Genomic DNA, 13834 nt, shown 5'->3' on the forward strand with positions numbered 1-13834 from the left:
CATTATTCAATTACCTTTATATGCTGCTTTAAGGAACAAAAATTCAAGAGGCAAGTCAGGCCTTCAAAATGATATTACAGTGAAGAGCTTCTTTTTACGAAAAGTTTTGTTTCTAATCGTGCGGAAAAAATGGTCAGGCGACGGAATCGATGTCTTCCGCACTCAAACCATCGGGAATAATTGTAACAGGAATGGGAAACGCGCTTCCTTTTGCCGCAATGGACTGCACAAGAGGCCCTGGTCCTTCAGCCCCCGATCCGGCCGCAAGCACAAGAACCGCAATATCCTGATCACTTTCAATAAGCTTGACGATTTCAGCAGCCTTTTGCCCCTCGCAAATTTTGGTTTCCGTCTCTATCCCTAGATTTTCCCTTACCTCTGCAGAAATTGCCGATAAGGTCTGGCGCGCCTGCTCATGGGATTCAGCGCGCATAATATCACCAACACCAAGGAAATGCTGGAATTCCGAACTGTCGATAACATAAAGCAAAATCAACCTTCCGCCGGTGTTTTTTGCCCGCCTTGATGCGTAGGCGACAGCACGGCGGCATTCCGGTGTCTCATCAATAATTGCCAGAAATTTTCGCTTATGACCGTATTGGCGACTTAATCGTTTTGATAACATGTCTGTTCACCTGCTGGCAGCATTATCGGGAGCGAGCTGAATATGGCATATCAGCCCCTTAGGCGCATAATCAATTTTCACGTCATTATGCGGATTATAGCTCAAACTCCGTTCAATCAGCGTTGAACCGAACCCCTTTTTATGATGGGAGGAAATTTCAGGTCCGTCGCTTTCACTCCACTTCAGATTGATAATTCCGTCTTTCGAGAGAGACCAATTCACCGAAACATGGCCGGAGGCAACCGAAAGCGCTCCATATTTGATCGCATTGGTCATAAGCTCGTGAAGCGTTAAAGCAAGCGCCAGCGCCGCCTTTTCCGATACATTGACCTTGGGGCCACCGATTTTGATATTGCCATAAGTTTCCATGGCAACTGCCATAGTATTTTCAACAAGTATCTTGAGGTCGCTTTTTTTCCCGCTATCCTCTTTCAAAGTGCTTTGCGCCTCGGCAATTGCTCTGAGTCTTGCCCCCACTTTTTCGCTCGCACTTTCAAGATCGGAGCTGCTCTTGAGTGTTTGTGCAACCACCGCATTGACCATGGCCAAAATATTTTTAACGCGGTGGGCCGATTCGCCGGCAAGGATATGTAACTGGTTTTCGAAATTGATGCGTTCTGTGATATCAATGCCCTGAACATAGATACCGATAACCTCACCATCGCTATTCTTGATCGGTTGATGGATGAAATCGACATAATGCAAAACAGGTTCTTCGCTGCCCGGTCGTTCAATGAGAAGCGGGACACTTGCACCACGGAACGGCTCTTTGGTTTCCCAAACCTGATCAAGAAGAGCAATGAAGCCTTGTCGGGGAATTTCCGGCATGGCTTCCGCGACGGTACGCCCGATTAATTCTCTGCTACCGACAAGTTCCATAAAGGCATTGTTGACAAGATAAAAACGATGATCCCGATTGAGCAAAACTATGACAAAGCCCGGTGCCTGCTGGACAAGGTCTTTTAAAAAATCGATTTCGGCAATAAAGCGGGAACGCTCGCCTTCAAGCTTATCGTGGAACTCCGGTTTGGTAGTCTTGTTATTGTCTGTTTTTCTATTTTCGGTTTTTAAAGAAAACGTCACACAATATTCCAATCGAAAATTGACACTATTTTCAAATTTAGTGCAATTCGCTTTTTGTGCAAACTATTTTTGGCGGCGGACTTCAAGATGAAGGTGCTTTTATTTAAAGCACCTTCATCATCATTGTTTTGAAACTCATCCTTGAAGGAAGCCCACAATATCGCGCACATGTTTCATTGTATCTTCGGCAAGAACGCTCGCACGTTCCGCACCTTCTCTTAAAACCTGATCAATATAGGAAGGCTCGTTATTGAGACGACGCAATTCTTCTGTAACCGGCGACAATTTGCTGACAGCCAAATCTACAAGTGCAGGTTTGAATTCGGAAAACTGTTTACCGGCAAATTCTTCTATAACGGCTTTTTTGTCACATCCGGAAAGAGCTGCATAAATCCCTACGAGGTTATCGGCTTCCGGCCGGTCATTCAGGCCCTCAACAGTGTCAGGCAATGGCTCCGAATCGGTTTTTGCCTTTTTGATTTTTTTGGAAATATCGTCAGCCGTGTCGATGAGGTTGATACGCGACAAATCGGACGGGTCGGATTTCGACATTTTTTTCGTTCCGTCACGCAGTGACATGACACGTGTGGCGGAGCCGCCGATCAACCCTTCAGTGAGCGGAAAGAAACCGTTGACGGTCTCGTCACCGACCTGCATTTCAACACCCACGCCGAGTTCGGCAATGCGTTCGGAATAATCATTATTGAATTTTTGTGCGATGTCGCGGGTAAGCTCGATGTGCTGTTTCTGGTCTTCCCCGACAGGGACTTTTGTGGCGCGATAAACCAGAATGTCGGCAGCCATCAAACTCGGATAGGCAAAGAGGCCGAGAGAAGCATTTTCACGATCTTTTCCCGCTTTGTCTTTAAACTGGGTCATACGGTTCATCCAGCCGATGCGGGCAACGCAATTGAAAATCCATGCAAGCTCGGCATGCTGATGAACGCGTGACTGGTTGAACACAATGTGGTGTTTCGGGTCAATTCCGGCTGCCAGAAATGCTGCTGTCACTTCGCGCGTTGAACGCATCAAATCATGCGGATCGGGGTTGACAGTGAGTGCATGCATATCAACCACGCAATAGATACATTCATAGTCTTTTTGCAATTCAACCCAACGCTTGATCGCACCGAGATAATTTCCCAGATGAAGATTTCCGGTCGCTTGAACTCCAGAAAAAACACGTTGTTTGAATGTGCTCATAATAGACAATCCGATCTTTCAAAAAATTATAACTGTTTGTGTCAAAGCTTTCTGTTGAAAGCATTTGAAAACCTTTAGCGCTTGCGCAGCAATCCTCTTTTAAGCAACGATATATTTGTTGCACCGAAAAGAAATGCAGAACCGAAATAGACTATTATGGCTCCAAATACCAGAGCAAGTACGCCGCTTGCACGATAAGCTAACGGAGCTTTTGCCGACAGCGGATAATCAAGATAGCCGACAGCATAATGGAGGGCGATTGCCATGACCAATGTCGCGAGCAATATTCTTGGAATACGCTTTAAAAGAACTTTATCGCGTCCCCATTGGCGCCTTCTGACAAGAGTGATGAACAGTAAAACGGCATTGACCCAGCCGGCCGATATTTCGGCTATGGCTATTCCACGGGCCGATAAGACCGGAAAGAGCGTCAAAGCAAGTGATATATTGACGACCACCGAAATTCCGGCAAAAATCATTGGTGTTTTGGTGTCTTCACGGGCGAAGAAACCCGGAATGAATGCTTTTATCAATACAAAAGCCGGAAGACCCAGACCATATATGCATAAAATTCCTGCAACGATTGTCGTTGATTGGGAAGAAAAATGCCCGCGTTCGAACAATAGGCGCACAATCGGTTCTGCCATAACCAAAAAAGCGGCAGCAGCAGGTAAGGTCAAAAGCAGAGTGAATTCGACAGACCGGTTTTGTAAGTTATCGGCTTCTTTCAGATTGCCACTTCTGAGTGCACGGGAAAGTTCGGGTAAAAGTACTGTGGCAACGGCAATGCCGACAACACCCAATGGAAGTTGATAAAGCCGGTCGGCATAAACAAGTGAGGAGACAGCGCCCGATTGTGCAGAAGCAATATTGGTATTGATGAGGAGGTTAATCTGTGTGATGCCGCCGGTAATCGCTGCCGGTAATGCAAGCCAGAGGAGGCGGCGAACATTTTCGGTGAATTTCGGGAGGCGAAAACCGATTTTCATACCGGCATTAGCAACGGCAATCCACACAATAACGAGTTGCACAATACCGGAGGCCATCACGCCCCATGAAAGATCAATACCGACATGCCAGGGGTCAAGCTTATAGACCCATGCGTAAAAGAGAACGCCGATCAGAATAATATTGAGAAAAACCGGTGCGATTGCCGCAGCAAAATAGCGGTGAAGAGAATTGAGCATTCCGCCCATCATTGCCGCCAGTGACATGCAGGCAAGATAGGGGAACATGATCACGGCAAAACGTATGGTTGCATTGAATTTTGTTGCATCATCGGTAAAGCCCGGTGCGATGACATAACGCACCAGAAAAGGCATGGATAACTCCATGATGATCGTGAGGATCAATAATATCGAAAACAGCACACCGAAGACTTCTTCGGAAAAACGCCGTGCACTGTCGACACCGTCTTCTTCTATCTGCTTGGCAAACAAGGGCACAAAGGCAGAATTGAATGCACCTTCTGCAAAGAGGCGCCGGAATGTATTGGGGAAACGGAAGGCCGCGTTGAACGCGTCGGCCACAGGCCCTGTTCCAACAGCCGCTGCCATAAGCATTTCTCTGACAAAGCCGAACAGACGACTCATCAACGTGCCGGATGCAACGGTCGCGAATTGTTTGATGAGGCTCATGTTCTTTTTATATTTTCCATTTGTTCAGCAGCAATAAGAGCCAGTAATTTGCGGCGTATAGCAGCCTGTTTTTGCGGGTTGATAATTTGATGACGGAAAAGATCATTGACATAAAAATTGTCGATAACCTTTTCTCCGAAGGTCGTAATATGTGCAGAAGCAATGTCAAGCGAAAGATCGGATAGCGTTTTTGTAATTTCAAAAAGTAGCCCTGGTCTGTCGAGACCCTCGATTTCTATGACGCTGAATTTGTCCGACAGCGTATTATTGATCTCCACACTTGGTGTAACGTCAAAGGCCTTGGCTGCACGGCGCGGTTTGGCGCGTTGTGCAATCACTTCCGGCAGGCGGATGGTTCCCTTCAAGGCATCTTCTATCATTTTACCGACACGTTTTGCCCGCCTTGTTTCATCATCATCAAGCTCGAATTCGCGGGTGATCAGAATGATATCAAGAGCGCGGCCATCTGTGGTGGTAAAAATTTGGGCGTCGACAATATTGCCGCCAGCAGCAGCGCATGCACCGGTAACAATGGAAAGAACCCGCGGATGATCAGGCGCAAGAATTGTAAGCTCTGTGACACCGGCAAAACGGTGCGGGTCCGACATTGTTGCAAGCGGGGCGTTGCGTTTATCGGCATCGCGGATAAAATTGGCTTGCCGGACCTGATCTTCCGGTGAAACCGTTAACCAGTAGTTCGGGTATTGCAGGCCGATATAATGTTGTTTTTCAGCTTCGCTCCAATTTTCAAGTGCATTATAAAGGCGTTCTTTCGAGGCGTTGATGCGGTCGGTCCTTGGAACTTGTGAAAAACCTCCGGTCAGAACAATTTCAGTCTCGTGATAAAGTGTGCGTAACAATTGCCCTTTCCAGCCATTCCATACACCGGGACCAACAGCTTTGATATCACATATGGTCAAAACCAGCAGCAATTTGAGCCTGTCGGTTGTCTGAACAATATTGGTAAAGTCTTCGATTGTTTTACGGTCATTGAGATCACGTGACTGGGCAACCATACTCATGGTGAGATGTTCTTTGATGAGCCATGCAACAAGCTCTGTATCAGCTCGCGACAGTCCGAAACGCGGGCAAAGCTTGCGGGCAATTTTTGCGCCCGCAGTCGAATGGTCTTCCGGCCTTCCTTTGGCAATGTCGTGTAAAAATAAAGCAACAAAAAGAATCGTCCGCTCTTTTTTGAACGTTGGCACAATTGCCGAAGCAAGTGGATGATCCTGATAAACTTCGCCATGATCGATCTCGCTAAGATAGGCGATACAGCGCAACAAATGTTCGTCTACAGTGTAATGGTGATACATGTTGAATTGCATCATCGCGACAATCTTGCCGAAATCGGGGATGAATTTACCCAAAACGCCGGATTCATTCATTCGCCGCAAGATGAGTGACGGGTTGCGGGGCGAGGTCAGAATGGCAATAAAAAGCCGGTTTGCTTCTTTGTCGTCACGCACTTTCTGGGTGATGAGCCCGAGCGAACGGGAGGCTTCCTGCACAGCATGGGGATGGCATTCCAGCCCGTGAATATCGGATAAATAAAAAAGGCGGATAAGATTGACCGGATCGCGGATAAAAACATCATCATCATCGATATTGATGCGTTGTGTATCTACGACAAAGCCTGGATAATCGGCAAATTTTTTCTTGCGACGGGAAAATGTCAAAAATACCCGATTTAATCCCGGAACCGGTTTTGCATATTCTTCTTCGAGTGCCGCTGAAACAATTCGCGTCAAATCACCAACCTGTTTGGCAACAAGAAAATAATGCTTCATAAAGCGTTCGACATCTTCCATTCCGGGGTGGGCGGTATAGCCCAGACGATGGGCAATATCGCGCTGGATATCAAAAGACAACCGCTCCTGTGCCTTGCCGGTTAGAAAATGCATATGACAACGAACGGCCCATAAAAAATCGTCGGCTTTTTTGAAAATACGAAGCTCGGCTTTGGATAACACGCCAAGTGTTACAAGTTTGTCGGTCGAGGTGATACGATAATGGTATTTGGCAATCCACATCAGGGTTTGTAAATCGCGCTGACCGCCTTTGCTTTCTTTAACATTCGGTTCGACCAGATAACGTGTTTCACCGGCTTTTTTGTGACGAAGGTCGCGTTCCAGAAGTTTTGCCCGAATAAAAGCCGGAGAAGTTCCTTTGACAACTTCGTCTTCGAAGCGGCGCATCAATTCGGTGAAAATCCCCCGATTACCGATCAGAAAACGCGCTTCAAGGAGGGCGGTTCTCGCGGTCATATCCTCTTTTGCCATGCGGATTGAATCGTCGATATTTCTTGTTGCATGGCCGACTTTAAGGCCAACATCCCATAGCATATAGAGAATATATTCCATCACCTGTTCGCCCCATGGTGTCTGTTTCCATGGCAGCAAAAAATGAAGATCTATATCGGAATGCGGCGCTAAGGTTCCGCGTCCATAACCACCAACTGCGACAAGAGCAATGCGTTCACCGCTTGAAGGGTTGGGAAGGGGATAAACTCTTTCGATAACAAAATTATAAAGTGTTGTGATGACGGTATCGATGAGCAAACTTAACCGGCGGGCGCATTGGCGCCCTTTACCGTTTTGTTGAAGAATAATTTCCGCTTCTTTTTGTCCATCAGCAATAGTCGCCTTTAAAAGTGAAACAATTTTCGGTTTGATTTTCAAACCTATGTCTGCACCCTCTTCATTTTTGATGAGTTCTTCCATTTTTTGACGAAGATCTTTTTCTTCAATCAGAACAAGATTTTTTGTTGAAGTGCTCATTATTGACCGATCTGCTTCTGACGCATTTTTGTAACTGGAAAGGAATCTAGACTATATTTGAAGTTCTTGGAATAGCCTATATTTGTGAGCCCACGAGAAAGAGGATGACATCATCCTCGTCTTGCGTTAGGTGTCTAGGCAATATTTCTGCGAAGGTCTGAAATTCCGACAGATGGCGAGTTTCTAATAGGGTATGGTAGCAAGATGGAAGAACCTGAAAATTTACAGGAAATAATCGACCGTTATGATGCTGTTTTTTGTGATGTGTGGGGTGTTATTCATAATGGCGTTCACGCTTTTAAAGAAGCTGTTGCAGCTTTGATCAAAGTCAGACAATCCGGAAAATCGGTCATATTGCTCACCAATTCGCCCCGTCCGCATGACGGTGTGGCGAAGCAGTTGGCTTCCTTGAAAATCGGCCCCGAAGTTTATGATGACATTGTTACTTCCGGTGATGCAACGCGTCATCTCATCAAGGAAGCACCGAGGAAAGTTTTCCATATCGGGCCAGAGCGTGACCTTGTCTTGTTTGACGGGCTTGATGTCGAGCTTGTTGAAGAATTCGAGGCAACATCAATCGTCTGTACAGGACTTTTCGACGACGAGCATGAAGAGCCGGATGATTATCATGATCTTTTGCTCAGATTAAGATCGAAGAATTTGCCTTTTATATGTGCCAATCCCGACATTACCGTGCATCATGGCGACAAGATATTATGGTGCGCTGGTGCACTTGCGCGCGCTTATGAACAATTGGGCGGGCGTACATTGATTGCCGGCAAGCCGCATCGCCCGATTTATGATTTGGCTATGGACAAACTCGCCGAACGAAAAGGCAGAATAGCCAAAGACCGTATTCTCGCGATTGGGGACGGCATATTGACCGACATGAAAGGCGGACAACAATATGGACTTGACACGCTTTATATCTCTGGCGGCATCCATCAGAATGAATATGCCAAAGATGGCGACATCAACCGTTCATTTCTGACCGAATTTTTAAACAAATATGGCAGCCAGCCTATTGCCACCATGTGGACGCTTAAATGACCAATAAATTTTTGCGGTTGAAAAATCTCGCTGCATTGCCGGAAAGTCATAGGAATTCGGTTGTAGCAATTGGTAATTTTGATGGTGTCCATAGGGGCCATCAGGCAGTTTTGGAAAAGGCTCTCAATATTGGCAAACGAACCGGCCGTCCGGCAATTGTTTATACATTCGAACCGCATCCCAAAAGCTTTTTTAAGCCGGAAAAGCCGGTTGATCGGCTCACACCGGCAGCAGAAAAAGCCAGAATACTGGAATTGATGGGATTTGATGGTGTTGTCGAACAGCACTTTGATGCAAAATTTGCTCACCTTACTGCCGAAGAATTTGTCAAACATATTTTGTGCGAAAATTTTCATGCTTCGGCAGTGGTTACCGGAAGTGATTTCCATTTCGGAAGCAAGCGTGTCGGTACGCCTGATTATCTTGCCGATTGTGGAAAAAAACTGGGCTTTGCTGTTGTTAAAGTTCCGCCTTTTTGTGACGAAAACGGTCAAGTCATTTCTTCAAGCCGCATTCGTGCATTATTGGCTGACGGAAAAGTGGAGGAAGCAGCAGGCCTTCTCGGCTACCACTATACCGTTTGCTCGAAAGTTATTCATGGAGCAAAGCTCGGTCGGACATTAGGTTTTCCGACTGCCAATATGGCGCTTCCCGAAGAAACAGGCCTTGTTTTCGGAATCTATGCAATCCGCTTTCGCCGGAGTGACGGAACACTTTATGACGGGGTCGCAAGTTTCGGGAAAAGGCCGACAGTGGAGGGCGATGGTGTGCCATTGCTTGAGAGCTTTCTGTTTTCATTTGATGGCAATTTATACGATGAAACGGCATCTGTTTCCTTTTATTCATATTTGCGTGGAGAAAAGAAATTTGACGGTTTACAACCATTGATTGCCCAAATGAATAAAGATAAAGAAGAAGCCGAAGCAGCACTTTCTGCGGCTTCACCGCTGTCGGCATTGGACAGAAATTTTACATTTACCAATCGGTAACGATAGGCCAACAACATTTCTGAGAAAATAAAGTTTTAAGACATTCTTAAAATGTTGATTGAATATTTATGATTGGCCAGTTTGCAAAGAGTTGGTGTTTGGCAGTGTTTAATCAGCTGCTTTGTCAAAGCGTCTGGAGTGTATAGGTGTCGGATAATATATTGAAAGTAGTTTTCGCAGGCATGACCGGCTTGATGACGATTTCATGTTTTCAGGCAAATGCAGAAGAGCTATACGATTACCAGACGGGAAAAGTTACCAATGTTTCGGCTGAACAACGTGCGGTCGACGACCAAAATTATCGTTCGACAGCACCGGCCAAAAAACATTTCTACAGCGGAAACTGGTCGCTAACCCTTGGCGCATCGGTTTATGAAGCCCCGAAATTCGAAGGGGATGACACCTACGACATCGCTGTTGACCCGATTTTTTCCATAGGCAAAAGGGGTGGTGACGATCGTTTCTCTTCGCGCAACGATAATATGTCTTTTGCTTTGTTGGAAAAGAGCCTTATTCGTCTTGGTGTTGTGGGAAAAATTTTGCAAGAGCGTGACAGTGACACGTCAGGCGATCTCAAGGGGTTAAAACGGGTGAAATGGGGCGGCGAGATTGGTGGCTTTGCCGAAATCTATCCGCTCGATTGGCTGCGGGCGAGAGCAGAAGTGCGTAAAGGTATACGCAGTCATAATGGTGTTACGTCCGACATTGCTGTTGACGTCTATAAAAATTTGACACCTTCTGTACAGGTTTCCGGCGGGCCGCGCGCTTTTTACGCGACACAAGACTATTTCAAAACCTATTACGGCGTTGATGCAGAAGAATCTCTTCGTTCGGGGTTGAAAGAATTTCATCCCGATAGTGGCTGGGGGTCCTTTGGTGCCGGTGGTGCAATTACCTGGAAAGCCACAAACAAAATTACAACCAGTGTGTTTGGCGAATATAAGCGGTTAACTGGCGATGCCGGTGATTCATCTCTCGTTTTCCAACGTGGGGACAAGAACCAGTTTACCATGGGTATTTCGGCATCTTATCGTTTTGATTTTACATTGCGCTGAAAAAGCGGGTTAAAGATAGATAAAGCTGCAAACGCAGAGCAATAGAGCAATGCTTTATGTGAAAGTTTATTGCCAGCGTTTTGGCACAAAAGCTTGAAAAGCAGTGTTACCGGTTATCAACTGCAGTGTTTATCAACGGGCTATTGCCGTTCATTTCAATCAATTTGGAAAATTCGTCAACACAAATGGCAGAGATGACAACGGCTGCTGCCAGTGTAACTATAATAACCAGAAAATATTCGAATACGCTATAAACGAAATGCGACCTTCTTGTGTAAGTCGACAGTTGCAATGCATCCGAACTGTGTTTGAGCATTGTGCTTCACCTTTCAACAGACTCTGGTAGTGTCTTTCATAGTGCCCCAAAAGGAAGCTTTATCGAAATTAAAATTAAGGTCGGGAAGTGCTTTTCAGATTCATGGTTAAAAAACAATAAATTTTATTGTCAATCAAATGATGACAGTGTGTCGAACGATCTTCATTTTGAAACATGATGAAAAAATCCTATTTAATTAAAGAATGCAGAACACCTAAAAAATGATAGAGGAAAAAATGACCAAACGATTCAAAGTAGCCATATTGATTGGCAGTTTGCGCAAAGAATCTTATAGCCGGAAGCTGGGCAAGGCGTTTATCGGTCTTGCACCGCAAAATTTGTCTCTCGATTTTATCGAAATAGGTGATTTGCCACTTTATAATGAAGATTTGGAAACAGAGACTCCGCCGGCTGCCTGGCAAAATTTCAGAAACGCGCTGAAGAAAGTTGATGCGGTTATTTTTATAACGCCGGAATATAATCGGGCTATTCCCGGAGTATTGAAAAATGCAATTGATGTTGCTTCTCGTCCTTATGGTAAAGGCGTCTGGAATGGCAAGCCGGGTGCAGTTGTTTCCATTTCCCAAGGTGCATTGGGCGGATTTGGTGCCAACCATCAATTGCGACAGGCTTTGGTGTTCAATGACGTTCCGACGATGCAACAGCCTGAAGCCTATATCGGGAGAATTCAGGATTTGGTCACCGATGACGGGAAACCGGCCAATGATGATGCAGCCAAGTTCTTTTCAAATATAGTACAATCATTTGGAAAATGGGTTGAAAAGATCTTGAATTAATATAATAAAAACTGGAACTACTATTATAAAAGATAGTAGTTTCAGATAATCATAATATTATAATGAATTGTTTTAATTTTTATATCATATCAAAATTAATACAATTTTTCATGAAATGTGATCGGTGATTTTTTTTACAAGCCTTTATATTGACCGATTTAATCCCCATATATTAATTAGACATTGGGGAGTGAAAAATGGATAATATAAATACTTTAATTGAGTGGCAACCTTATCAACTGATGAATGCCGCGTTATTGGTGATTATTGTTAATATTTCTTTAGGTTTTTCTTTATGGAAGTCACTATCAGATAGCGAATGGGCAAGATTTTTTGACATCTCGTCCATATTGACGATTGTGGGTGCTGTGTCGCTCGCAATAACAATGACGCGCGTCGAAGTGGTGGACTCTCTTGTCAATATTTCCACTTTATTGCTGGCCTTTGGTATCGTGATGACTGTTTTTGGCGCTATTTGCGATGTTGCCCATCGGATTAGTCTTTATCGCGACACACATTACAATAAAGAAGCCTAATGCTTTGCTTTTCTCACATCTTTAAGACCAACCGACTAGCGGGATAAAGACTTTCGTCGGTCATCTGCATTCTTTTACGGGCATTATTCCACCGCCAGTTATCGTTGGATTGATGATTTCCGAAATGTCGGAAAAGCCGAAAAAACATGAGGGGGAGAAGCGGGCTCAGTTCTTTGCAAGGTGATAAAGTGTTTGAGCCCGGTGTCCGGATTTACAATAAGCAAGAACCGGATATTCGCATGTCTTTAAAGCGTCTCTCATAGAGGCAATACTTTTCTGTTCTATATTCGGGGGTGTCACGGGAATGTAATAGCTTGTGAGACCATGAGCTTTGGCAACTTTTTCAATAGAGGCAAAAGTTGGCTGGTTTTGCTGTTCATTATCGGGGCGATTACAAATGATTGTCTTGAAGCCGGCTTTGGCAAGTTCGTCAACAAAGTCTTCCGTAATCTGCCCACAGACGAAAACGCCATCATCAATTTCGGTCAAGTCCATCAGAAATTCACTCTCTAAAATATATTCATTGTCACGTGTTCATGAAAATATTCTGTTGCCGGAGCCTTGGCAAGCACATCTCCAACTTATAAAACATCAAAATTGAAAGCGGCCCCACGGTTTTGGTAATAGATGAATATGACCGATAAGGCTGAACAGAATAGCGTTATATGGCGGGTCAAGCAATTTTATTCGAAATGAATGACGGTTAAATGACTATTTTGAAAAAGGCATGTTCTGTCGAAGAAAAGACGGATTCAAAATTCAGTGATACAGTGCATGTTGATGCGGAGGTCGTTTCAGCAAGCGACGGGAAAAGACAACAGATCGAGAAGACTGTTGCCGAAGAAGTGCCGATTGCGCTTTCTTACGATGGTACCACGCAAGCCGTTTTGATGGCGTCCCCCGATGATCTTAGAGACTTTGCCTATGGCTTCAGTCGGACCGAAGAATTCATTAATGATCCGGATGAGATAGAAAATATTGATATTGTCCCGCTATCGCGCGGAATAGATGTACAAATCGCTTTACGCGTTGACCGGCGTGATGCGTTTCGCAAACGCCGCCGTTCTATGGCAGGCCCTGTCGGTTGCGGTCTTTGCGGCATCGAATCAATTGACGCGGCAATGCGTGAAATAGACAAGGTAAAACGGACAGATATCCATTTTGATCGGGATGAAATTTTTAACGCAGCACGTGAAATTTGCGGAAAACAGATTCTGAACAATGCAACAAGAGCCGTTCATGCCGCCGCTTTTTATGAAAAAAATAAAGGGATAATTGCAGTTCGTGAAGATGTAGGCCGGCACAATGCGCTGGACAAACTTTGCGGTCATCTATTTTTAAATCGCAAGGATGTCAGTTCCGGTTTTGTTGTGGTAACCAGCCGCCTGTCAGTTGAAATGGTACAAAAAGCTGCAGTTTTAGGCGTTTCTACGCTGGTAGCAGTGTCGGCAGCAACGGCCGAGGCCATTCGAATAGGTCAAAAATGTAATATGACTTTAATTGGTCGCACGAGAGAAAACGACTTCGAGATTTATTGCGGCAAAGAATGGATCATCTAATCCATCTCCCGTCGCAACTCGTCAAGCATCGGCCCGAATTGGCCGTATGCGAAATACTATGGCGCACATATCATTCACGCACGCAAAAATCTGTAATCTCAGTTCAAACCCATTACTGCAAAAGCGATTGCAACATTCGTGCTAACAATCATCATGGAATAGAATACTGCGATTTTCATCATATCAGCCATAACTTCACCTCGA

General features: G+C 45.0%; 13 protein-coding genes. 6 read left to right on the forward strand and 7 right to left on the reverse strand.

Annotation, left to right across the window (positions count from 1 at the left end; all coding sequences use genetic code 11):
• Positions 1–133: 133 nt before the first annotated feature.
• From BBC0178_RS02480 to BBC0178_RS02500, 5 genes are all read right to left on the reverse strand, one after another.
• Positions 134–625: a universal stress protein gene (locus BBC0178_RS02480; protein WP_077970458.1), complete on the reverse strand. Its 492-nt coding sequence runs from the start codon at positions 623–625 to the stop codon at positions 134–136.
• A 6-nt stretch (positions 626–631) separates the two neighbouring features.
• Positions 632–1708, reverse strand: a complete 1077-nt coding sequence (locus BBC0178_RS02485) for an HWE histidine kinase domain-containing protein (protein WP_225868333.1) — start codon at positions 1706–1708, stop codon at positions 632–634.
• Positions 1709–1843: 135 nt separating this feature from the next.
• Positions 1844–2911 (reverse strand): tryptophan--tRNA ligase, encoded by a 1068-nt coding sequence (gene trpS / locus BBC0178_RS02490; RefSeq protein WP_078039099.1) that lies wholly within the window; start codon positions 2909–2911, stop codon positions 1844–1846.
• Positions 2912–2985: 74 nt separating this feature from the next.
• Positions 2986–4548 (reverse strand): murein biosynthesis integral membrane protein MurJ, encoded by a 1563-nt coding sequence (gene murJ, locus BBC0178_RS02495; RefSeq protein WP_078039100.1) that lies wholly within the window; start codon positions 4546–4548, stop codon positions 2986–2988.
• Positions 4545–7328, reverse strand: coding sequence for a [protein-PII] uridylyltransferase (locus BBC0178_RS02500; protein WP_078039101.1), 2784 nt, complete (start codon positions 7326–7328; stop codon positions 4545–4547). The genes murJ and BBC0178_RS02500 overlap by 4 nt, the downstream gene beginning before the upstream one ends.
• Positions 7329–7532: 204 nt before the next feature.
• Between BBC0178_RS02500 and BBC0178_RS02505 the strand changes: the two genes are divergently transcribed.
• The 3 genes from BBC0178_RS02505 (at position 7533) to BBC0178_RS02515 (ending at position 10422) form a co-directional block, all read left to right on the forward strand.
• Positions 7533–8378, forward strand: coding sequence for a TIGR01459 family HAD-type hydrolase (locus BBC0178_RS02505; protein WP_078039102.1), 846 nt, complete (start codon positions 7533–7535; stop codon positions 8376–8378).
• Entirely contained in the window at positions 8375–9367 is a 993-nt protein-coding gene (locus BBC0178_RS02510) for a bifunctional riboflavin kinase/FAD synthetase (RefSeq protein WP_078039103.1), read from the forward strand. Before BBC0178_RS02505 ends, BBC0178_RS02510 begins: the two co-directional genes overlap by 4 nt.
• Positions 9368–9528: 161 nt before the next feature.
• The gene (locus BBC0178_RS02515) at positions 9529–10422 is read left to right on the forward strand and encodes a MipA/OmpV family protein (RefSeq protein WP_225868334.1); all 894 of its coding nucleotides are present in this window, start codon (positions 9529–9531) and stop codon (positions 10420–10422) included.
• Between the two features lie 106 nt (positions 10423–10528).
• Here the strand turns inward: BBC0178_RS02515 and BBC0178_RS02520 are convergent, their stop codons facing one another.
• Positions 10529–10738: a hypothetical protein gene (locus tag BBC0178_RS02520; RefSeq protein WP_078039105.1), complete on the reverse strand. Its 210-nt coding sequence runs from the start codon at positions 10736–10738 to the stop codon at positions 10529–10531.
• A 236-nt stretch (positions 10739–10974) separates the two neighbouring features.
• On the opposite strand from BBC0178_RS02520, the gene BBC0178_RS02525 reads away from it, so the two are divergent.
• Entirely contained in the window at positions 10975–11535 is a 561-nt protein-coding gene (locus BBC0178_RS02525) for an NADPH-dependent FMN reductase (RefSeq protein ID WP_078040317.1), read from the forward strand.
• A gap of 197 nt (positions 11536–11732) precedes the next feature.
• The gene (locus BBC0178_RS02530; RefSeq protein WP_149867405.1) at positions 11733–12071 is read left to right on the forward strand and encodes a hypothetical protein; all 339 of its coding nucleotides are present in this window, start codon (positions 11733–11735) and stop codon (positions 12069–12071) included.
• 165 nt (positions 12072–12236) lie between these two features.
• Here BBC0178_RS02530 and BBC0178_RS02535 read toward each other — a convergent pair whose 3' ends face one another.
• Positions 12237–12566 (reverse strand): protein tyrosine phosphatase family protein, encoded by a 330-nt coding sequence (locus BBC0178_RS02535; RefSeq protein ID WP_078039107.1) that lies wholly within the window; start codon positions 12564–12566, stop codon positions 12237–12239.
• A 212-nt stretch (positions 12567–12778) separates the two neighbouring features.
• Between BBC0178_RS02535 and fdhD the strand changes: the two genes are divergently transcribed.
• Positions 12779–13630, forward strand: coding sequence for a formate dehydrogenase accessory sulfurtransferase FdhD (fdhD, locus tag BBC0178_RS02540; protein WP_078039108.1), 852 nt, complete (start codon positions 12779–12781; stop codon positions 13628–13630).
• The last annotated feature ends 204 nt before the right edge of the window (positions 13631–13834 follow it).

Source organism: Ditibartonella apihabitans, from assembly GCF_002007485.1.
Taxonomy (GTDB): Bacteria; Pseudomonadota; Alphaproteobacteria; order Rhizobiales; family Rhizobiaceae; genus Bartonella; species Bartonella apihabitans.

What these genes read in the sequence shown, in the direction of transcription:
- BBC0178_RS02480 (WP_077970458.1), bottom strand. Translation starts at nt 625, where the DNA reads ATGTTATCAAAACGATTAAGTCGCCAATACGGTCATAAGCGAAAATTT.
- trpS (WP_078039099.1), bottom strand. Translation starts at nt 2,911, where the DNA reads ATGAGCACATTCAAACAACGTGTTTTTTCTGGAGTTCAAGCGACCGGA.
- murJ (WP_078039100.1), bottom strand. Translation starts at nt 4,548, where the DNA reads ATGAGCCTCATCAAACAATTCGCGACCGTTGCATCCGGCACGTTGATG.
- BBC0178_RS02500 (WP_078039101.1), bottom strand. Translation starts at nt 7,328, where the DNA reads ATGAGCACTTCAACAAAAAATCTTGTTCTGATTGAAGAAAAAGATCTT.
- BBC0178_RS02505 (WP_078039102.1), top strand. Translation starts at nt 7,533, where the DNA reads ATGGAAGAACCTGAAAATTTACAGGAAATAATCGACCGTTATGATGCT.
- BBC0178_RS02510 (WP_078039103.1), top strand. Translation starts at nt 8,375, where the DNA reads ATGACCAATAAATTTTTGCGGTTGAAAAATCTCGCTGCATTGCCGGAA.
- BBC0178_RS02520 (WP_078039105.1), bottom strand. Translation starts at nt 10,738, where the DNA reads ATGCTCAAACACAGTTCGGATGCATTGCAACTGTCGACTTACACAAGA.
- BBC0178_RS02525 (WP_078040317.1), top strand. Translation starts at nt 10,975, where the DNA reads ATGACCAAACGATTCAAAGTAGCCATATTGATTGGCAGTTTGCGCAAA.
- BBC0178_RS02530 (WP_149867405.1), top strand. Translation starts at nt 11,733, where the DNA reads ATGGATAATATAAATACTTTAATTGAGTGGCAACCTTATCAACTGATG.
- BBC0178_RS02535 (WP_078039107.1), bottom strand. Translation starts at nt 12,566, where the DNA reads ATGGACTTGACCGAAATTGATGATGGCGTTTTCGTCTGTGGGCAGATT.
- fdhD (WP_078039108.1), top strand. Translation starts at nt 12,779, where the DNA reads ATGACTATTTTGAAAAAGGCATGTTCTGTCGAAGAAAAGACGGATTCA.